Annotated in this window: 11 protein-coding genes and 1 tRNA gene; 7 read left to right on the top strand and 5 right to left on the bottom strand. The window is 71.8% G+C overall.

Going from position 1 to position 20,252, the window contains the following annotated elements:
- Positions 1-81: 81 nt before the first annotated feature.
- Positions 82-153, bottom strand: a tRNA-Gln gene (locus ACFPIH_RS03645).
- A gap of 220 nt (positions 154-373) precedes the next feature.
- On the opposite strand from ACFPIH_RS03645, the gene ACFPIH_RS03640 reads away from it, so the two are divergent.
- Complete coding sequence (locus ACFPIH_RS03640) at positions 374-1,681, top strand: sensor histidine kinase (RefSeq protein WP_381168080.1); 1,308 nt, start codon at positions 374-376, stop codon at positions 1,679-1,681.
- A 31-nt stretch (positions 1,682-1,712) separates the two neighbouring features.
- Here ACFPIH_RS03640 and ACFPIH_RS03635 read toward each other — a convergent pair whose 3' ends face one another.
- Both ACFPIH_RS03635 and ACFPIH_RS03630 read right to left on the bottom strand, forming a co-directional pair.
- A complete protein-coding gene (locus ACFPIH_RS03635; RefSeq protein ID WP_381168483.1) occupies positions 1,713-2,213 on the bottom strand; it encodes an SUKH-3 domain-containing protein in 501 nt (166 codons plus the stop codon).
- A gap of 92 nt (positions 2,214-2,305) precedes the next feature.
- Positions 2,306-2,881, bottom strand: coding sequence for a YwqJ-related putative deaminase (locus tag ACFPIH_RS03630; protein ID WP_381168078.1), 576 nt, complete (start codon positions 2,879-2,881; stop codon positions 2,306-2,308).
- Between the two features lie 312 nt (positions 2,882-3,193).
- Here ACFPIH_RS03630 and ACFPIH_RS03625 point away from each other — a divergent pair, with 312 nt between their 5' ends.
- The 3 genes from ACFPIH_RS03625 to ACFPIH_RS03615 all read left to right on the top strand — a co-directional run bounded on the left by ACFPIH_RS03625 (position 3,194) and on the right by ACFPIH_RS03615 (position 8,053).
- On the top strand, positions 3,194-4,219 hold the full coding sequence (locus ACFPIH_RS03625; protein ID WP_381168076.1) for an SMI1/KNR4 family protein: 1,026 nt from the start codon (positions 3,194-3,196) through the stop codon (positions 4,217-4,219).
- Positions 4,220-4,227: 8 nt separating this feature from the next.
- Positions 4,228-6,981: an SUKH-4 family immunity protein gene (locus ACFPIH_RS03620; RefSeq protein WP_381168075.1), complete on the top strand. Its 2,754-nt coding sequence runs from the start codon at positions 4,228-4,230 to the stop codon at positions 6,979-6,981.
- A gap of 178 nt (positions 6,982-7,159) precedes the next feature.
- A complete protein-coding gene (locus tag ACFPIH_RS03615; RefSeq protein ID WP_381168073.1) occupies positions 7,160-8,053 on the top strand; it encodes a coiled-coil domain-containing protein in 894 nt (297 codons plus the stop codon).
- Between the two features lie 33 nt (positions 8,054-8,086).
- On the opposite strand, the gene ACFPIH_RS03610 is transcribed toward ACFPIH_RS03615, so the two are convergent.
- A complete protein-coding gene (locus tag ACFPIH_RS03610; RefSeq protein WP_381168071.1) occupies positions 8,087-9,580 on the bottom strand; it encodes an MFS transporter in 1,494 nt (497 codons plus the stop codon).
- Between the two features lie 379 nt (positions 9,581-9,959).
- Here ACFPIH_RS03610 and ACFPIH_RS03605 point away from each other — a divergent pair, with 379 nt between their 5' ends.
- Complete coding sequence (locus ACFPIH_RS03605; protein WP_381168070.1) at positions 9,960-10,748, top strand: ABC transporter ATP-binding protein; 789 nt, start codon at positions 9,960-9,962, stop codon at positions 10,746-10,748.
- Positions 10,745-13,324 (top strand): ABC transporter permease, encoded by a 2,580-nt coding sequence (locus tag ACFPIH_RS03600; RefSeq protein WP_381168068.1) that lies wholly within the window; start codon positions 10,745-10,747, stop codon positions 13,322-13,324. Before ACFPIH_RS03605 ends, ACFPIH_RS03600 begins: the two co-directional genes overlap by 4 nt.
- A 94-nt stretch (positions 13,325-13,418) precedes the next feature.
- Here the strand turns inward: ACFPIH_RS03600 and ACFPIH_RS03595 are convergent, their stop codons facing one another.
- Positions 13,419-16,466 carry an NACHT domain-containing protein gene (locus ACFPIH_RS03595; RefSeq protein WP_381168066.1) on the bottom strand — a complete coding sequence of 1,016 codons (3,048 nt, stop codon included), beginning with the start codon at positions 16,464-16,466 and terminating at the stop codon, positions 13,419-13,421.
- Between the two features lie 241 nt (positions 16,467-16,707).
- Between ACFPIH_RS03595 and mfd the strand changes: the two genes are divergently transcribed.
- A complete protein-coding gene (gene mfd, locus ACFPIH_RS03590) occupies positions 16,708-20,241 on the top strand; it encodes a transcription-repair coupling factor (RefSeq protein WP_381168064.1) in 3,534 nt (1,177 codons plus the stop codon).
- Positions 20,242-20,252: the final 11 nt, after the last annotated feature.

Genomic DNA, 20,252 nt, shown 5'->3' with positions numbered 1-20,252 from the left:
CACCCGAAGGATACCGGGGCGTTTCTTGGCAGACATGAGAGCGGGCCCTGACGCTGCTGTCAGGGCCCGAACCGAGCTGGGCTCCCCCGCCAGGACTCGAACCCGGACATATGGCACCAAAAGCCACAGTGCTGCCAATTACACCACAGGGGAATAAACCCGACTAAACCGGACATCGGGTCCGGCTGCCGGATGGCGCTCCCTACTATGCCGCACCACCGGCCCTCGGTGCGACGGTGTAGGTCGGCGCTCCGGAGGAACGGTTCGCGCTGGAATGCCCGCCTCTGGGGTCGAACAGACAGGGTTCAGCAGTTCGAGACCGGTCGGGGAAACTCGCCGGAAAAGGCGGGGTGCGCGCCCGTAGGCTGGAGGCATGACCACGACGGGGGATGAGGCCGCGACGACCCGGGGAGGGCCGTTGTGGTGGCCCAGATGGCGCAGCGCGGCGTTCGACTGGAGTCTGGCCGCGGTGTCCGCCGCGGAGTGCGCGGTGGAGGGGGTCACCTTCGCGGGAGACGCGGGGATTCCGGTGGGGGCCGGGGTCGTGTTCGGGGTGCTCGCCGGTTCCGTACTGGTCGTCCGGCGGCAGTGGCCCATCGCCGTGGTGCTGGTGACGATCGCCATCACGCCGGCCCAGATGGGGTTCCTGATGGCGATCGTGGGGCTCTACACGCTCGCCGCGTCCGAGCTGCCCCGGCGGATCATCGGCTCGCTGGCCGGGATGCAACTGCTCGGGACGCTGATCGTGACGTTCGTGCGGGTGCGGCAGAGCATGGACCAGGGGCATCTGACGATCGGGGACTGGTTCATCCCGTTCGCGGCGATCGTCATGTCGCTGGGGCTCACCGCCCCGCCCGTGCTGCTCGGCCTGTATGTCGGCGCCCGGCGGCGGCTGATGGAGAGCCTGCGGGAGCGCGCGGACAGCCTGGAGCGGGAGTTGCAGCTGCTCGCCGAGCGCGCGGAGGAGCGGGCCGAATGGGCGCGGAACGAGGAGCGGACGCGGATCGCGCGGGAGATGCATGACGTCGTCGCGCACCGGGTGAGTCTGATGGTGGTGCACGCCGCCGCGCTGCAGGCCGTGGCCCGGAAGGATCCCGAGAAGGCCGTACGGAACGCCGTCCTCGTGGGGGACATGGGGCGGCAGGCGTTGACGGAGCTGCGGGAGATGCTCGGCGTGCTGCGCAGCGGTGGCGGTGCGAAGGAACGGGCGTCGGCGTCGGTGCCGTTGGCGGCGGTCGGGGTGGCCGCGGCCGTGGCGGCCTCGCGGGCGGTGGAGGAGCACGGCGAGGGGCCGTGTCTGGAGGAGCTGGAGGAGCTGCTGGGGCAGTCCGCGGCGGCGGGGATGGTGGTGGCGCTGTCGGTGGAGGGCGAGGTGCGCGCCTATGCGCGGAAGGTGGAGCAGACGGCGTACCGGGTGGTGCAGGAGGCGCTGACGAACGTGCACAAGCACGCGGCGGGGGCGAAGACGCATGTGCGGCTCGCGCATCGGGTGGGGGAGATCGCGATGCAGGTGGAGAACGAGCCGCCGCCGGAGGTGGGGGCGTCGTCGGCGAGGCTGCCGTCGGGGGGCAACGGGCTGGTGGGGATGAAGGAGCGGGTGGTGGCGCTGGGCGGGGTGTTCGTCTCGGGGCCGACGGAGGCGGGGGGTTTCCGGGTGTCGGCGGTGATTCCGGCGTCGTAGGCGTCGCAGGCGTGCGTCGTCGGACCGGGGCTCAGCCTGCCGTGAGGCGTACCGGTTCGATGCCGGAGACGAGGGCGCCGAGGGCGGAGTCGATGTCGGGGCCGAGATACCAGTCGCCGGTGTGGTCGAGGGTGTAGACGCGGCCTTCGTCGTCGATGACGAGGAGCGCCTGGGTGTCGGTCTCGGCGCCGAGGGGGGCGACGTCGGTGTCCAGGGCGCGGCCGAGGTCGGCGAGGGTGCGGGCCATGTGGAGGCCGTGCAGGGGGTCGAGGTGGAGGGGGGCGGGCGCGACCTGGCGGCCGGGTCCGCTGGGGGTGACGGTGAGGCCGCCGAATTCGGCCCAGGCCTCGACGGCGGCGGGGAAGACGGCGTGGCGGTGGCCGGCGGGGGTGGTGTGGTCGCGGAGGGCGTCGGCCCAGATCTCGGCCTGCTTGATCTCCCAGCGTCCGGGCTGCCAGCCGGCGGCGCGCAGGGCGGCGTCGACGGGGACGGGGAAGCGGGTGCTGGAGGTGCGGTGGTGGTCGTGGTGCATCGGCTCTCGTTCTTCGTGCGTCATGACCGGTACGTGGTGCCGCCGGGGCTGCTCCTTCGTGCGCCGTGAACCGGTACGTCGTGCCGCTGGGGCTAGTCGTTCGCTTCCGGGTCGACGACGCGGACGCCGAAGTGGGCGCTGAGGGCGGCGCAGGCGCGGCAGGGCTCGGCGAAGCTGCCGTGGAGGGGGTCGCCGTCCTCGCGGATGCGGCGGGCGGTGAGCTTGGCCTGCTTGAGGGCTTTGCGGGCCTCGCCGTTGGTCATGGGTTTTCGTGCGGCGCGCCCTCTGCGGGCGGCGTCGGCGGTGGCGATGTGGCGGGAGATGAGGAGCGCTTCGGCGCAGCGGCCCGTGAAGCGGTCGCGCTGGGCGCTGGTGAGGGTGTCGAGGAAGTCCTGCACGAGGTGGTGCAGGGACGGCGGCTGGTCGCCGCGGGCGGCGGTGCCGGTGAGGGTTTCGCCGCGCACGGAGAGGGCGGCGGCGACGGTGGGGAGTATGCCGTCGCGGCGGTGGCGGAGGGTGGGCGCGTGCGGGGCTTCGGCGTGGGACCAGCCGACGCGCGGGTCGCCGGACCCGATGCGCGGGTCACCGGATCGGGCGCGTGGATCGCCGGCCGTGGCCGTCTGTGACCTGTTGGGTGGCCCCGTTTGTGTTGCGTTCATGATCGTCATCCCCTCCCGAGCATGCCCCCGGACGTCACAGGGTGCCAAATGGCGAGGCGGGTGGGGAAGCTGGGGCGCTGCGACACGCCCGTGTTTGGGCGGTCCGTAAGGGTGGGGTGACGGCTGGTCACGGAAGTGGGGTGCCGGAAATGGAGCGCCGGTGACCCGTGTCGTCGTACCGCATAGGCTGTCGGCACCGTGATGCGCGCGGTGGGCGCGCGTGGGCAACCGTTGGAGACAGTCGATACGGGCGTGGTGGATCGGATCCGGAAGCGGACCGGCCACTGCGGGCCGTACAGAGTGCCGCAGGGGGCAACCGCCATGACGACGAGTCGGCTCGGGCTGGGGGCACCTCCCGGCCCCCAGGCCGGGGGACAGGCCGCGCCGCCGAACGCGGCCTATGCCGGGCAGGTCATTCACTTCCCGGATCCGGTGCGGGCGACCCGGCACCCGAGAGGGGTGCGGGTGGACGAGCGCGGCTACCCGGACTTCTCGCCGTACGCCCGGGCGGCCGCGGAGATCGCGGAGCCGCCGGAGGGTTTCGGGGTCGACGAGCTGCGGCTGACGGACTACGTGTCGGCGAACGCGGCGCTGGCGGCTTCCGGCCATGAGCTGTGGGACACGGTGCCGAGCGTGGCGACTCCGCACGGCTGGACGTGGCATCACGCGGTGGGTTCGCGGCGTCTGGAGCTGGTGCCGGTCGAGGTGAAGGCGCTGCTGCGGCACCACGGCGGTCTGGCGACCGCGCCGGTGGACCAGTCGAAGCGCGGCACGCGGCCGTTGCAGGAGACCCGTCCGGTGCACTTCCGGCTGCCGAAGTCGGGCGTGGCGGTGACGGAGCAGCAGGTGCAGGGGGTCGAGGAGGACCTGGGGTACCGGCTGCCGGGTGCGTACCGGTCGTTCCTGAAGGCGGCGGGCGGCAGCGCGCCGGTGGGCGCGGCACTGGACGCGGAGCTGGGGCTGCTGGTGGACCAGCCGTTCTTCACGGTGCGGGACGAGGCGGCGGTCAACGACCTCGTGTACGTCAACAAGTGCCTGCGGGACCACCTGACGAAGGACTACCTGGGCGTCGCGTTCGTGCAGGGCGGGCTGCTGGCGGTGAAGGTGAAGGGCGAGCGGACCGGTTCGGTGTGGTGGTGCGCCTACGACGACGTACGGGACGTGGATCCGGGGTGGCCGCCGGCCGAGCGGGTGGGCCGGCTGCTGGTGCCGTGCGGTGAGGACTTCGACGTGTTCCTGTCGCGGCTGGCCGGCAATCCGCCGGAGCTGGAGACGGTGGCGAATCTGATGGTGGACGGCGGGTTCGCGCGGGCGGTGTCCGTGGCGTCCGCCGGTGCGGGGGAGTGAGTGGGGCGATGGTGACGTTCGCGCAGGCGCAGGAGCGCGCCGAGGAGTGGGTCAACGGGGACGTTCCGGCGTATCAGCACCGCGAGGTGCGGGTGCGGGAGTTCGAACTCGGGTTCGTGGTGTGGGCGGAGGACCGCGCGGAGGGTCCGCGTTCGGACGGGGGCACGCAGCGGCTGGTGCTCGCCCGGGACAGCGGGGAGGCCACGCTGTGGCCCGCGCTGCCGGTGGGTGAGGTGATCCGCCGTTACGAGGAGGAGTACGGGCGCCCCGACGAGCCGCAGGACGCGGTGCCGGCGCCGGCGGCCCGGGTGGATCTGAATCAGACGTCGTTCCTGCTGTCGCCGCCGGAGTGGCTGCAGGAGGCGGCGGACAAGCTGGGGATCGGCGCGGCTTCGGGTGCCGGTGCTGGTACTGGTGCCGGTACTGGGTCTGGGTTCGGGGCTGGCTCCGGGGCCGGGGCCGGCGCTCGGGCCGGGTTCGGTTCCGGTGCTGTGACCCCTGATCCCGCGCTGCCGCGGACGCAGGGCGGGGTGCCGGGGAGCGGGTTGGCCGAGACGCGGGCCGGGGTGCCCGCGCCGGGCGCGACGCCCTGGGCGGGGACGGACACCAACGCCGACGCCGGTGACGACGGTTCCGTACCGCTGCCGGCGACCGTGTTCGCACCGCCGCTGAGCGGTTCCGACGACGAGGACGTGCCGCCGGGCGGTCTGCCGAACGCCGATACGGCACTGATGGCGGGCGGCAGCCAGCTTCCGCCGACGGCGGTGTCGCCGGCCCTGGACAAGCCGGGCGCGGCAGGCAGGAACGCGTACGGGTATCCGCAGGGCGCGGGTGGTCCGGCGGCGGGTCCGGGGGCGGCACCTCCGGCTGGGCCGCGCGGGTCGTCGTACGGCTATCCGCAGGGTGCGGGTGGGCCCGGTACACCGCCGCCGCCACCGCCGCGTGCTCCCTCGTACGGCTATCCGCAGGGCGGCGCTCAGGGTGGGCCGGGGACGCCGTCTCCGGGGGGGCCGCAGGGTGCTGGGGTGCCGCAGCCGCCGGCCGGTCCCGGTGCGCCGGGGCGGTCGCTCGCGCCGAACGCCGGTGACATCGCCGACGCCGCGACCAGCAAGGCGGCGCCGCCTCCGCGCCGGGGGCGCGGTGGGGGTGCGCCTCCGCCGCCGCCCGGTGCGCCGGGTACGCCGGGCGCGCGGCCGGGCGGCACGCCCCCGCCTCCGCCGTCGGCGCCGGGTGCTCCCGCGGGCGGTTATGTGCCGACGCAGATGGTGTCTTCGCTGGGGCCGGACGGACCGGCGGCGGGACCGGGGGCCCCGGGGGCTCCCGGCGCCCCGAACGCGCCTGCCGGGCCGAACCCGCCCGGCGGTACCCCTCCGGGTGCCGTGCACCAGGCCGCGACGATGTTCGCCGACCCCGGCCGGACCGGCCCGGGCGGTGGGCCGGTCGGCGGACCGGGTGGCACGCCGCCGCCTCCGCCGTCGGCTCCGCGCGCCCCGGGTGCTCCCGGCGCCCCGGGCGTCCCCGGCGCGCCCGGTGGTGCGCACCACGCGCAGACCGTGCTGGCCGGTCCCCCGGTCGGCGCCCCCGGCGCGCCTCCGCCCCCGCACACCCCTGGCATGCCTCCGGGCGCTGCCCAGCCGGGGCACCCGGGTCAGCCTGGTCAATCAGCTCACCTCGGCCAGCCGGGCCAGCCGGGCCGGCCGGGGCCGTCGCCCCAGTCGGGGCCGCCCGGGCAGCCCATGCCGCCGCAGCCGCCGCCGTCGTACGGCTATCCGCAGCAGCCCCCGGGGCAGCCGACCGTCGGCCCCGGCTACCAGGCGGTGCTGCGCTTCCGTGCGCAGGACGGTTCGGAGCAGCAGGTGATCCGGCGTTCGGCGCCGGGGACCCCGCACCCGGAGTGGCAGATCTTCCACGAGCTGCGGGCGATGAACGTGCCCCCGGACCAGGTGCTGGAGCTGCACACCGAGCTGGAGTCGTGCGAGCTGCCGGGTGCGTACTGCGCGCGGATGATCCGGGAGCAGTGGCCGCAGGCGCGGATCGCGAGCATCGCGCCGTACGGCACGGACCATGCGAGCCGGCAGGAGGGCATGCAGCAACTGCTGGTGCACCAGGGCGAGTTGCATCAGGTGGCCGACGGTCCCGCGCGCCCCGCGCCGGTGCGCGCGCCGTTGCTGCCGGTGCAGCCCGCGCCGCCGGTTCCGCCGGAGGCGATCGCGCAGGAGCTGGGGTCGGTGTTCGGGCCGGGGATCTTCCGGTTCGAGCAGGCGGCGGTGTCCCGGCAGGGTGTGCCGCCGGTCGTCGCCCACACCCTGGTGGTGGCGGGTCTGCCGCTGGACATGGGGCCGTTCTTCTGGGCGCAGGCGCAGCCGGGGCGGCCGGTGCCGACGCTGGCGGAGCTGGCGGCTGAGCGGGGTGTGCAGCCGGCGTCTGACGCGGGCTCGTATCTCGTGATGGGCAGTGACTTCGGCAAGGCGATCTGTGTCCAGTACGGGACGGCGAACATCGTGGCCGTGCCGGTGGAGGCGGGGCCGGGCGGGGCGCCGGTGGCGCCGCAGTTCGTGAACACGGGGCTGCCCGAGTTCGCGCGCTGTCTTGCGCTGCTGGGGCGGATGTGGCGGCTCCGGTTCGGCCTGAACCAGGAGCAGGCGGGGCGCTGGACCGTCGACTTCCAGGCGCAGCTCGCCTCGCTGGACCCGGCGGCGCTGGGTTCACCGGAGAGCTGGTGGTCGGTGCTGCTGGAGCAGATGTGGGACGGGCTGCTCTGAGGTCGTAGGGATATCGGAAGGGGCCTGGTTCGGTCGAGTGACCGGACCGGGCCCTTTCGCATGTCTGCTCGACCGTGACCCATTGGCGGAGTGTCGCGTTGTGAACACTTCATCCCGATACATCAAGATATGCGGGAAATCATTATTTCGCGTCCGTCTGGTGGAGAGGGGTTCCAGGATGAGCAGCGCATCGGTGTCGCCGTCGGGGTTCGTGGCCGGGCGCGGGCGCGGGCGTGGGTACCGGCCCGGACAGGTCGAGGCGTACACCGCCGCGCTCTCCGCCGACCGTGACGCGGCCTGGGAGCGTGCCGCGCGGCTCACCGTGCTCGCCCGCGAGATGGAGGCGGAGGTCGAGCGGTTGCGCGGGGTCGTGGCGGCGCTCGCACCGCAGACGTACGAGGCACTCGGGGAGCGCGCACGGCGCGTTTTCCAGCTCGCGCAGGAAGACGCGGCGGAGCTGCGGGAGTGCGCGCGGCGCGAGGCCCACGAACGCATCGCCCAGTCCGAGGCGCGCGCCCAGGGCGTACGCCGGGCCGCGCAGGAACAGGCCGACGCGCTCCGCGCGGAGGCAGCCGAACGCGCCCACCACCGCATGCTGGCCGCGAGCGCCACCGCCGACGAGATCCGGATCGGTGCCCGGCGCGAGGTGAAGGAGTACCGCGGCGAGGCGCTCGCGGCGCTGCGCGAGGTGCGGCAGCGCACCGCAGGCATGCTCGAAGACCAGGAGAGGGAGCACGCCGAGCGGTGGGCGGCGGCGGAGCGCGAGGCGGCCGAGCGGGCCGCAGCCCTCGACACCCACCACGCCCGGGCGGTCGCCGGCGCGGAGGAGGCCCTGGCCAAGGCGCAGCACGCTTTCGCCGAGGCACAGGAGTTGTCCCGCCGCCGCCAGGAGGACGCACGCGCGCGTGCCGCCGAGATCCTCGCCGAGGCCCGAGCCCGGGAGGACCGCGCCGCCCGCGAGACGGAACGGATCCTGCACGAACACGGCGAACGCTGGGACGACGTACACGCCCAGCTGGACCACGTGCGCAACAGCCTCAGCACCCTGACGGGCCGCGCATCGGCGGAGTGAGCGGGCGCGCGCGCCCCGGGACGACCGTCCGCGTCACTCCTTGAGGACCGGGAAGCGGCGGGGGGCCACGAGCAGGAGGAGCAGGAAGGCGAGCGCGGCGGCGCAGGCCGCGCCCAGGTAGACGGCGTGCACGGCGCTCGCGACAGCGTGCCGGACCGGCTCGGGCGCCGTGCCGGCGTCGAGCGCGCGGGTGACGGAGTCCAGGTCGCCCGCGCCACCGAGGCGGGCGGCCAGTACCCCGTTGGCGACCGCGCCGAACACCGACGCGCCGATGGTCTGGCCGGTCTGACGGCAGAAGAGGACCGACGCGGTCGTCGTGCCGCGCTCCGACCAGCCGACCGTCGACTGCACACCGACGAGCAGCGGCAGTTGGAAGAGGCCCAGCGCGGCACCGAGCGCCAGCATCAGCAGGGTCGGCTGCCATGCCTCGCCTGGATACGGCAGGAACGGGAAGGCCAGCAGGATCAGCGCCGCCGCGCCGATGCCCAGCAGCGCGGTGTCGCGGAAGCCGATGCGGCGGTAGACGTGCTGGCTCAGGGCGGCGGACAGCGGCCAGCTCAGGGTCCAGACCGACAGGACGAAGCCGGCCGTCACCGGGGCCAGGCCCAGGACCGACTGGGCGTACGTCGGCAGGAACACCGTGGGCGCCACCATCAGCAGGCCCAGCGCGCCCAGCGCGAGGTTGACCGCGGCGATCGTACGGCGCCGCCACACCCACCCCGGGATGATCGGTTCGGCCGCCCGGCGTTCGATGACGACGACCAGCCCGGCCAGGGCCAGCCCCGCGGCGAACAGGGCGAGCGACGGCGCCGACAGCCACGGCCAGGCCACCCCGCCCTGCACCAGCGCGGTCAGCAGCACCCCGCCGCAGGCGAACACCGCGAGCGCGCCCGCCCAGTCGATGCGCGGACGGCTCGTCAGTTCTCGGGGAGTCTCGTGCAGATGGCGGACGATCAGCCACAACGCCGCCGCGCCGATGGGCAGATTGACGAGGAAGATCCAGCGCCAGTCCGCGTAGGCCGCGAGCACCCCGCCCACGCCCGGCCCGGCGACCGCCGACACCGCCCACACCGTGGACAGCTTCGACTGGATCTTCGGGCGTTCCTCCAGCGGGTACAGGTCCGCGGCGAGCGTCTGCACGGTGCCCTGCAACGCGCCGCCGCCCAGCCCCTGCACGATCCGGAACGCGATCAGCGCGCCCATGTTCCACGCCAGCGCGCACAGCAGTGAGCCGAGCAGGAACAGGGCCGCGCCCGCGACCAGCACCGGTTTGCGGCCGAAGGTGTCGGAGAGCTTGCCGTAGACGGGCAGGGTGACCGTCACGGCGAGCAGATAGCCGGAGAACAGCCAGGAGAAGACGGTGAACCCGCCGAGGTCGCCGACGATCTGCGGTACGGCCGTGGAGACGATGGTGGAGTCGAGCGCGGCCAGTCCCATGGAGAGCATGAGCGCGGCGACGACGGCGCCCCGCTTCGGCGTGCCGGTGCGCCGCGCGGACTCGCGGACCGCAGGTCTGATGTCGCCCACGCGGATTCCTTCCCCTTGCACCTATCTGCCGGGCACAGCTTCCCACTTGACCTTCACGCAGCGGGAGGGTGGAGCCTGAGTGGGCCGGAAGGTGGAGGAAACCCCGAGATCCGCTCCACCCAACGGTGGACAGCCCCTAGGGGGTACCTCCGTACTACGGCTCGGGGCCGGTTCGTACCGGCGGAGGACGAGACGGGGCGGGTCCGGTTCTTAACCTGGCTTTATGCCGCTGCGGGGTGGCATCCCCACCGGGCGGAGGTGGGGTTAACCCCCCGCCAAGACGGGTCCCGGCACCAGCGCGCCGGACCCTCTCCCACCGACAGACTCTTCGACGTAGCGCATCTCGCTCATCACCCACTTCCGACATAGGAGATCTACCGTGACTTCGGCTGTGACCATTCCCAGGCACGGGGGTACTGGAGGGCGTACGGCCGTCGCCGCGCGGGCGCGGCAGGTCGTCAAGGCGTACGGCTCCGGCGAGACCCGGGTCGTCGCGCTCGACCACGTCGACGTGGACATCGCCCGCGGTCAGTTCACCGCGATCATGGGCCCCTCGGGGTCCGGCAAGTCCACGCTGATGCACTGCCTCGCCGGTCTCGACACCGTCTCGTCCGGGCAGATCTATCTCGACGAGACCGAGATCACCGGGCTCAAGGACAAGAAGCTCACCCAGCTGCGCCGGGACCGGATCGGGTTCATCTTCCAGGCGTTCAACCTGCTGCCGACGCTGAACGCGATCGAGAACATCACGCTCCCCATGGACATCGCCGGGCGCAAGCCGGACAAGCCGTGGCTGGACCGGGTCGTGGAGACCGTCGGGCTCGCCGACCGGCTCAAGCACCGCCCCAACCAGCTCTCCGGCGGCCAGCAGCAGCGCGTCGCCGTGGCCCGCGCCCTGGCCGCCCGGCCCGAGATCATCTTCGGTGACGAGCCGACCGGAAACCTCGACTCGCGGGCCGGTGCCGAGGTGCTCGGCTTCCTGCGGCGCTCCGTGGACGAGCTGGGCCAGACCATCGTCATGGTCACCCACGACCCGGTGGCGGCCTCCTACGCGGACCGGGTGCTGTACCTCGCCGACGGCCGGATCGTCGACGAGATGTTCAAGCCGACCGCGGACACCGTCCTGGACCGGATGAAGGACTTCGACGCGCGGGGGCGTACGTCATGACCGTCATGAAGACCTCGATGCGCAACTTCTTCGCGCACAAGGGACGCATGGCCCTGTCGGCCGTCGCGGTCCTGCTCTCGGTCGGCTTCGTCTGCGGCACGCTGGTGTTCACCGACACCATGAACACCACCTTCGACAAGCTGTTCGCCGCCACCTCCTCCGATGTCACGGTGAGCGCGAAGGGCGCCTCCGACACCGGTGAGACGACCTCCGACAACGGCAAGCCGCCGGTCATGCCGGCCTCCGTGCTCGACAAGGTGCGCGAGGCGCAGGGCGTGAAGTCGGCTGAGGGGACCGTCTTCTCGACCTCCGTGACCGTCGTGGACGCCGACAAGGACAGCCTCTCCCCGTCCAGCGGCGCGCCCACCATCGTCGGCAGCTGGAACGCCAACGACGCCCGCACCATGAAGATCACCTCAGGTACGGCGCCCCAGGGCTCCGGGCAGGTCATGATCGACGCGGACACCGCCGACAAGCACCATCTGAAGCTCGGCGACGAGATAGGCGTGATCAGCGCGGTCGGCACGCACACCGCGAAGATCTCCGGCATCGCGGCCTTCCAGGTCACCAACCCCGGCGCCGCGATCTTCTACCTGGACACGAAGACCGCCCAGCAGTCCCTGGTCGGCGAGTCGAACGTCTACACGAACGTCAATGTCACGGCCGCGACCGGAGTGACCGACGCGCAGCTGAAGACGAACGTCGCGGCCGAACTCGGCGGCGACTACAAGGTGCAGACCGCCAAGGAGACCGCCGACGCCAACCGCGCGGACGTGGGCGACTTCCTGAACGTGATGAAGTACGCGATGCTCGGCTTCGCCGGGATCGCCTTCCTCGTCGGCATCTTCCTGATCATCAACACCTTCTCGATGCTGGTCGCCCAGCGCACCCGTGAGATCGGCCTGATGCGGGCCATCGGCTCCAGCCGCCGGCAGGTCAACCGCTCGGTCCTGGTCGAGGCGCTGCTCCTGGGCGTCGTCGGCTCGGTCCTCGGTGTCGGCGCGGGCGTCGGCCTCGCGGTCGGCCTGATGAAGCTCATGAGCATGACCGGCATGAACCTCTCCACCGACGATCTGACGGTCGCCTGGACGACCCCGGTGATCGGTCTGGCGCTGGGCGTGATCGTCACCGTCCTCGCCGCCTATCTGCCCGCCCGCCGGGCCGGCAAGGTCTCCCCGATGGCCGCCCTGCGCGATGCCGGCGCCCCCGCCGACGCGAAGGCGGGTGCCATACGGGCCGTCCTCGGTCTGCTCCTCACCGGCGCGGGCGGCTACTGCCTCTACCTCACCTCCGCCGCCGACAAGGCGAGCGAGGGCTCACTGTGGCTGGGCCTGGGCGTGGTGCTGAGCCTGATCGGGTTCGTCGTGATCGGCCCGCTGCTGGCGGGCGCCGTGGTCCGGGTCCTGGGCGCGGTGATCCTGCGGGCCTTCGGGCCGGTGGGACGGATGGCGGAGCGCAACGCGCTGCGCAACCCCAGGCGTACCGGGGCCACGGGCGCCGCCCTGATGATCGGCCTCGCGCTGGTCGCCTGTCTGTCGGTCGTCGGCTCGTCCATGGTCGCCTCGGCGACCGACCAGCTCGACAAGACGGTCGGCACGGACTTCATCATCCAGAGCGACAGCGGCCAGCTGATGACCCCGCAGGCCGTGCAGGCGATCAAGAAGACGCCGGGCCTGGAGCGGGTCACCGAGTACAAGTGGACCAAGGCCGACTTCACCACCCCCGACGGCAAGACGCTCGACGGTACGGCGATCACCGCGGCCGACCCGAGCTACGCGACGGACCTGCGCACCGAGACGGTCGCCGGCCAGCTCACCGACGCCTACAAGCCGGGCTCGATGTCGGTCCACGAGACGTTCGCCAAGGACCACGGCATCCACCTGGGCTCCAAGATCGCCGTGGCCTTCGACAACGGCTCCACGGCCCGCCTCACGGTCCGCGCGATCACCAGCAGCGACGTCGTCATCGACCAGGGCGCGATGTACACCTCCATCGCCACGCTGAAGAAGTACGTCCCGGCCGACAAGCTCCCGCTCGACTCGCTGGTCTTCGCCACCGCGAAGGACGGGCAGCAGGACGCCGCCTACAAGTCCCTGAAGACCTCCCTGCACGACTACCCGCAGTACACCGTCCGCGACCAGACCGACTACAAGCAGGCCCTGAAGGACCAGATCGGGCAGCTCCTCAACCTGATCTACGGTCTGCTGGCCCTGGCGATCGTCGTGGCGGTCCTGGGCGTGGTGAACACCCTGGCCCTCTCGGTGGTGGAACGCACCCGTGAGATCGGCCTGATGCGGGCCATCGGCCTCTCCCGCCGCCAGCTGCGCCGCATGATCCGTATGGAGTCGGTGGTCATCGCCCTCTTCGGCGCCCTGCTCGGCCTCGGCCTGGGCATGGGCTGGGGGGCCACCGCCCAGCAGCTCCTCGCCCTGGAGGGCCTGAACGTCCTCGAGATCCCGTGGCCGACCATCATCGGCGTCTTCATCGGCTCGGCCTTCGTGGGCCTGCTGGCGGCCCTCGTCCCGGCGTTCCGGGCGGGCCGGATGAACGTACTGAACGCGATCGCCACGGAGTAGACACGGGGGCAGGGGAAACGGGGGCACGGGGGATCGGCCCGGCACCGAGAGGCCACGGGGGGCTTCTCGGCGCCGGGCCGTTCGCTGCCCGGCGTCAGTTCCCTTCGAGCCGGCTCCAGAACTCCTGTGTGCCGTCGCGTGTTCCGTCGTTGGCGAGGATGGTGGCGGGGCTGGGCTTCAGCCGGAGCCGGACCTTGCGCTCCCCGCTCGCCGAGAACGTCTCGTTCGCGGCGAGGCCCGAGGCCACGAGCTCGTTGACGAACCTCTTCCAGATGTCCGGGCCGTACTCCTGAGTCCACTTCAACCGGGCGTCCTCGGGCTGGTGGTCGCTGCGGAGAATGACGGACTTCTCCACCCGCCGCGCCATCGTCGTCAGATAGTGGCGCGCGGCGAGCACCTCGGTGGGCGGAAGGTCGTCATGCCTGTTCTCGGCGTCGACGACCTCCGCCCCGTAGCGTTGCAGCGCTGCGAGGATGTGCTCCTTGCGGTACAGGAGTTCGTTGGGGAGCAGCAGTTCCACCAGGTCCAGGTGGCGTACGCCGCGCAGTCCGCCCAGGTCGGAGGGCGAACCGCTCACCTTGATCTTCTTGACCGAGGTGTTCCTGAGGACCAGGGACCAGCCTGGCGCCGTGGGCAGGACGAGCCCGTCGAGTTCGCATCCGATGATGCGCGTGTCGACTCCCTGCACCTGTGAGAGGTCGAGCCCGTCGGCGAACACGGCGTTGAGTATGTCCCTGCCCGGCATACGGCCCGTCTCCTTGATGACGGCCGCCCACAGGGCACCCAGGTTGGTGGCCGCGACAGTGGACTCGATCTGCTGTTTCTCCGCGTTCTGCAGCCGAGGCGCGTAGTCGGCGACGGCTTGGACCACACGTTCCTCGCCGGCCGTGGCGACGACTCCCGTGACGGTGGCCGACCGCCAGGGGGACTCCTTCAGCATCGCCTGGAACAGATGAGGGTGTTCTTCCAGGAGGTAGCGGCTCGCGGCACCCGCCAGGAACTGGTCGAAGAACAGCTCGTGCTGGAAACGGAACCGTGAGACGGACGCGTCGTCGGAAGCCGCGGCGAGTCCACAGAGCACGGGCAGCCGCTGCTTGAGATGACGCCGGCTGGACAGCTCCTCGCCCATGGCGTACTCGGCCGCGTCCTGGAGCTCGGTGACGTCCGCCTCGCGCTCCTCGTTGCTCGCCATCGATTCCGCGACGCACTCGAACATGCGCCGCAGTTCGCCGCTGTTCATGAGGGCGGTGTCACCCTGGCCCGTCAGTTTGCCCTCCTCGCGCGCCACGTACTTGTCGAGGAGCCGCTCGGCGAGCGTGTTGTTCTTGATCTCGCCGTCGTCCGGGTTGAGCGTCATCTCCGCGAACGCGTGGGCGAAGAACGGCAGCCCCAGCAACTGGCGGTCGTGCTCGGACAACCGGTCCAGGCTCTCGCGCGGCACCCCGTACTCGTCCAGGAACGCCTCGATGTCCTGCGGGGACCACCGCTGCACGGCCGCGACACGGTGCCGTACGAAGGGCATCCCCTGCTCGTTGGCGCGCTCGACACTGGAGCGGTACTGGCCCATGTAGTAGGAGGAGCGTGCGGACACCACGACCACGCCACGGCCGCCGAGCTCGTCGAGCCAGGGACGTAAAGACCCGATCGCGTCGCTGTAGCCCACCCCGCCGAGCAGCTCGTCGAAGCCGTCGATGAGCAGCGTCATCAGCCCGTTGCGGCACAGGGCCTTCACACCTCTGTCGGTGAGGTTGCGGGTCGAGGCGACGGCGCTGTCCACCACGGTGCGCAGGCTGTCGAGCACCTGGCCGGTGGAACGGACGTACAGGAACAGCGCGTGGTTCGACTCCTCGCCCGCCAGCAGCGCCTGCTCGACCTCCCGGGCGCGGGTCTTCGCCGCGTCGAGCATCGCCCGCGTCTTGCCGATGCCCGCCTCGCCGTTGATGAAGACCACCTGCGTCTGGCCCCGGTTGGCCTGGAGGTCCTGGTCGACGCCGTCGATGAGGTCGGCGAAGGTGCGGGCGGGTTCCAGCTGGCTGCCGTCGATGTCGGAGACGACGACCTTGGCCATCCGCGTGGTGCCGCGCTCCCGGGTCACCCAGCCCAGGGTGTCGCGTTCCTCGGCCGCCAGTTTGCTCTCCAGCTGCTCCAGCTTCTGCCGCAGACGGGTCGCGACCACCTGCCAGTTGGCCAGCGACCTCAGATAGTCCGAGTACGGGACCCAGCCCGCCTCCGCACGCCACTGACGGGCGTTGTCGGGGCCCAGCCGGAAGTAGTCCCGGCGCGGCTGGGTTCCCGTGCCCTCACCGGTCGCCTTGTCCCAGTAGTACTCGAAGCCCTGCTCGTGGTCGGCGTAGACGGGCTCGGAGTCGTCGTCGGCGAACCCGCGAAGATCCTGCTCGACGTCCTTGACGAAGTGCTGCAGCGTGCCGTTCTCCGCCTTCTGCGCCTTCAGGAGGGGGTGCAGCGCCGCCTGGACCGCCTCGTCGGAGGGAGAACTGCTCACCGACCCACCGCCGAAGCAGAGGAAGCTGGGCCGGTGGCGGGCGAACTTGGAGAAGAGGTGCCAGACACCGCTCGGCTTCATGTAGAGGAACGGCCACAGCGACACCGCATCCCCGCCCCAGACGAACGACGGCCGCTGCTCCCCCGATTCGCCCTCCTGCCACGACAGCTCGGCCTCGTCGAGGGACTCCGTGACCGCGTCGGCGACGGACTGGACCAGTTCGTCGAGTGTCGCCAGCTCGGTTTCCCCGGCGGGCAGCGGTCCGCCGTGGCTGATGTGGTCGCGCAGCCGCTTGAGGTCGCGCAGTTCCCTGGGCGCCCCCGGAAACCCCTGGTCGTAGAGGTCCAGGACCTTGCTGACGGCCCGGCCCACGCGGTCGGCCGGGACCGTCGGGCACTCCTCCAGCTGCTGACGGGCGCGGCGCAGGTAACCGGTCCACTCGCCGAGACCGGGGGAACGCCCGACCTGCGCGGGGGTCCGTCCCGCGGCCCGCACGGTCGCCGCCGCCAGAAGCGCCAGAAACCGCAGCTCGAAGTCGAGCACGGAGAAACCCTCGTGGATGCTGCGCGGCCGGCCCGTCGACAGGGGGGAGTAGCTGGTCTCCATCCGGTGGAACACCTCGGCGGGAGTCGCGGCCATCGATCCTCCTACGTGCTGCACTGTTCATCCCGACTGGGGTCGCATCGGCAGTGTGACGCACCCTATCGATCACGGACAGACCCCCGCAGGGCCTGTGGACAAACCCTGTGGACGAAGTGACGGATGCGCTCTGTCCACAGCCCCGGGCGCAGGGCGCGGCCAAGTCGTACCCTGGACACCCCCGGTCGCCTCTCGCGTCGGGCCCTTCGTGTTGCCCACCCTCCGACGAAAGCCGCCCCGAATGAGCCTGCACGGTCTGCTCGACGCCGTCGTCAAGGACACCGCCCTCGCGGAAGCGATCCCCGCGGCCGCAGACGGCAACCGCATGCACATCGACCTGGTCGGCCCCCCGGCGGCCCGTCCCTTCGCGATCGCCGCCCTCGCGCGCGAGACCGCCCGCACCGTCCTCGCGGTGACGGCGACCGGCCGCGAGGCCGAGGACCTGGCCGCCGCCCTGCGCTCGCTGCTCCCGCCGGACGTCGTCGTCGAGTACCCCTCCTGGGAGACGCTCCCGCACGAGCGCCTCAGCCCCCGCAGCGACACCGTCGGCCGCCGCCTCGCGGTGCTGCGCCGACTGTCCCACCCCCGCCCCGACGACCCGGAGACGGGCCCGGTCTCGGTCGTCGTGGCACCGGTGCGGTCGGTCCTCCAGCCGCAGGTCAAGGGCCTGGGCGACCTGGAACCGGTGGCCCTGCGCAGCGGACAGCAGGCCGACCTCAACGACACGGTGCAGGCCCTCGCCGCGGCGGCGTACGCGCGTGTGGAGCTCGTCGAGAAGCGCGGCGAGTTCGCCGTACGAGGCGGCATCCTGGACGTGTTCCCGCCTACCGAGGAACACCCCCTGCGCGTCGAGTTCTGGGGCGACGACGTCGAGGAGATCCGCTACTTCAAGGTCGCCGACCAGCGCTCCCTGGAGGTCGCCGAACACGGCCTGTGGGCCCCGCCCTGCCGTGAACTCCTGCTGACGGAAGACGTACGCACGCGTGCGCGTGCCCTCGCCGAGCAGCACCCGGAACTCGGCGAACTGCTCGGCAAGATCGCCGAGGGGATCGCCGTCGAGGGCATGGAGTCCCTGGCGCCCGTCCTGGTCGACGACATGGAGCTGCTGATCGACGTCCTGCCGAAGGGCTCGATGGCCGTCGTCTGCGATCCGGAGCGGGTACGCACGCGTGCCGCGGATCTCGTGGCGACCTCGCAGGAGTTCCTGCACGCGTCCTGGGCGGCCACGGCCGGTGGCGGCGAGGCGCCGATCGACGTCGGCGCGGCCTCCCTGTGGTCGATCGCGGACGTCCGCGACCGTGCGCGCGAGCTGGACATGATGTGGTGGTCGGTGTCGCCGTTCGCCGCCGACCTGGAGCTGGAGGCGGACACCCTCCAGTTCGGGATGCACGCCCCCGAGACCTACCGCGGCGACACCGCGAAGGCCCTCGCCGACACCAAGGGCTGGCTGGCCGAGGGCTGGCGGGTCGTGTTCGTCACCGAGGCCCACGGCCCGGCGTCCCGCACGGTGGAGGTCCTCGGCGGCGAGGGCGTCGCGGCCCGCCTCCACGTCGACCTCGCGGAGATCTCCCCCGCCGTCGTGCACGTCGCGTGCGGCTCCATCGACTACGGCTTCGTCGACCCGGCGCTGCGTCTCGCCGTCCTCACCGAGACCGACCTGTCGGGCCAGAAGGCGGCCGGCAAGGACGGCGCGCGCATGCCCGCGCGCCGCAGGAAGACCATCGACCCGCTCACCCTGGAGGCGGGCGACTACATCGTCCACGAACAGCACGGTGTGGGCCGCTACATCGAGATGGTGCAGCGCACCGTGCAGGGCGCCACGCGCGAGTACCTGGTCGTGGAGTACGCCCCCGCCAAGCGCGGCCAGCCCGGCGACCGTCTCTACATCCCCACCGACCAGCTGGAGCAGATCACCAAGTACGTCGGCGGCGAGGCACCCACGCTGCACCGCCTCGGCGGCGCCGACTGGACGAAGACGAAGGCACGCGCGAAGAAGGCCGTAAAGGAGATCGCGGCCGACCTGATCAAGCTGTACAGCGCGCGGATGGCGGCCCCCGGGCACGCCTTCGGCGTGGACACACCCTGGCAGCGCGAACTGGAGGACGCCTTCCCGTACGCGGAGACGCCCGACCAGCTCACCACCATCGCCGAAGTGAAGGACGACATGGAGAAGACGGTCCCGATGGACCGTCTGATCTGCGGCGACGTCGGCTACGGCAAGACGGAGATCGCGGTCCGCGCCGCCTTCAAGGCGGTCCAGGACGGCAAGCAGGTCGCCGTCCTGGTCCCGACGACGCTGCTGGTGCAGCAGCACTTCGGCACATTCGGCGAGCGGTACTCGCAGTTCCCGGTGAAGGTGCGGGCCCTGTCCAGATTCCAGAGCGACACGGAGGCGAAGGCCGTCCTGGAGGGCCTGCGCGAGGGCTCCGTGGACGTCGTCATCGGCACCCACCGCCTGTTCTCCTCGGAGACGAAGTTCAAGGACCTCGGCCTGGTCATCGTCGACGAGGAGCAGCGCTTCGGCGTCGAGCACAAGGAGCAGCTGAAGAAGCTCCGCGCGAACGTCGACGTGCTGACCATGTCCGCGACCCCCATCCCGCGCACCCTGGAGATGGCGGTGACGGGCATCCGCGAGATGTCCACCATCACCACGCCCCCGGAGGAGCGCCACCCGGTGCTCACCTTCGTCGGGCCGTACGAGGAGAAGCAGATCGGCGCCGCCGTCCGGCGCGAACTGCTGCGCGAGGGCCAGGTCTTCTACATCCACAACCGGGTCGAGTCGATCGACCGCGCGGCGGCCCGGCTGCGCGAGATCGTCCCGGAGGCGCGGATCGCGACAGCCCACGGCCAGATGTCGGAGTCGGCGCTGGAGCAGGTCGTCGTGGACTTCTGGGAGAAGAAGTTCGACGTGCTCGTCTCGACGACGATCGTCGAGTCCGGCATCGACATCTCCAACGCGAACACGCTGATCGTGGAGCGTGGCGACACCTTCGGCCTGTCCCAGCTGCACCAGCTGCGCGGGCGGGTCGGGCGTGGCCGGGAGCGCGGCTACGCCTACTTCCTGTATCCGCCAGAGAAGCCCCTGACGGAGACCGCCCACGAGCGGCTAGCCACCATCGCCCAGCACACGGAGATGGGCGCGGGCATGTACGTGGCGATGAAGGACCTGGAGATCCGCGGCGCCGGAAACCTCCTCGGCGGTGAACAGTCCGGTCATATCGCGGGCGTCGGCTTCGACCTGTACGTCCGGATGGTCGGCGAGGCGGTCGCGGACTACCGGCGGCAGCTGGAGACGGGTGAGATCGAGGAGGAACTGCCGCTCGAGGTCAAGATCGAGCTGCCGGTCGACGCGCACGTCCCGCACGACTACGCCCCCGGCGAGCGGCTGCGCCTCCAGGCCTACCGTTCCATCGCCTCCGCCAACTCGGAGGCGGACATCAAGGCCGTCCGCGAGGAACTCGTCGACCGCTACGGCAAGTTGCCCGAGCCGGTCGAGAACCTGCTGCTGGTGGCGGGGCTGCGGATGCTGGCCCGGGCGTGCGGTGTCGGCGAGATCGTCCTGCAGGGCACCAACATCCGGTTCGCGCCGGTGGAGTTGCGCGAGTCGCAGGAGCTGCGGCTGAAGCGGCTCTACCCCGGGACGATCATCAAGCCGGCCGTCCACCAGATTCTCGTCCCCCGCCCGAAGACCGCGAAGGTCGGCGGCAAGCCGCTGGTCGGGCGGGAGCTGCTGGGGTGGGTGGGGGAGCTCCTGGCCACGGTGCTGGGGTCTTAGGGCGCGGAGGG

Source organism: Streptomyces vulcanius (genome assembly GCF_042653945.1).
In the GTDB taxonomy this organism is placed as follows: domain Bacteria; phylum Actinomycetota; class Actinomycetes; order Streptomycetales; family Streptomycetaceae; genus Streptomyces; species Streptomyces mangrovi.
Note: the sequence above shows the minus strand (reverse complement) of the source record. Positions and strands in the feature narration are given on the sequence as shown.

What these genes read in the sequence shown, in the direction of transcription:
- ACFPIH_RS03640 (WP_381168080.1), top strand. Translation starts at nt 374, where the DNA reads ATGACCACGACGGGGGATGAGGCCGCGACGACCCGGGGAGGGCCGTTG.
- ACFPIH_RS03635 (WP_381168483.1), bottom strand. Translation starts at nt 2,213, where the DNA reads ATGCACCACGACCACCACCGCACCTCCAGCACCCGCTTCCCCGTCCCC.
- ACFPIH_RS03630 (WP_381168078.1), bottom strand. Translation starts at nt 2,881, where the DNA reads ATGACGATCATGAACGCAACACAAACGGGGCCACCCAACAGGTCACAG.
- ACFPIH_RS03625 (WP_381168076.1), top strand. Translation starts at nt 3,194, where the DNA reads ATGACGACGAGTCGGCTCGGGCTGGGGGCACCTCCCGGCCCCCAGGCC.
- ACFPIH_RS03620 (WP_381168075.1), top strand. Translation starts at nt 4,228, where the DNA reads ATGGTGACGTTCGCGCAGGCGCAGGAGCGCGCCGAGGAGTGGGTCAAC.
- ACFPIH_RS03615 (WP_381168073.1), top strand. Translation starts at nt 7,160, where the DNA reads ATGAGCAGCGCATCGGTGTCGCCGTCGGGGTTCGTGGCCGGGCGCGGG.
- ACFPIH_RS03600 (WP_381168068.1), top strand. Translation starts at nt 10,745, where the DNA reads ATGACCGTCATGAAGACCTCGATGCGCAACTTCTTCGCGCACAAGGGA.
- ACFPIH_RS03595 (WP_381168066.1), bottom strand. Translation starts at nt 16,466, where the DNA reads ATGGCCGCGACTCCCGCCGAGGTGTTCCACCGGATGGAGACCAGCTAC.
- mfd (WP_381168064.1), top strand. Translation starts at nt 16,708, where the DNA reads ATGAGCCTGCACGGTCTGCTCGACGCCGTCGTCAAGGACACCGCCCTC.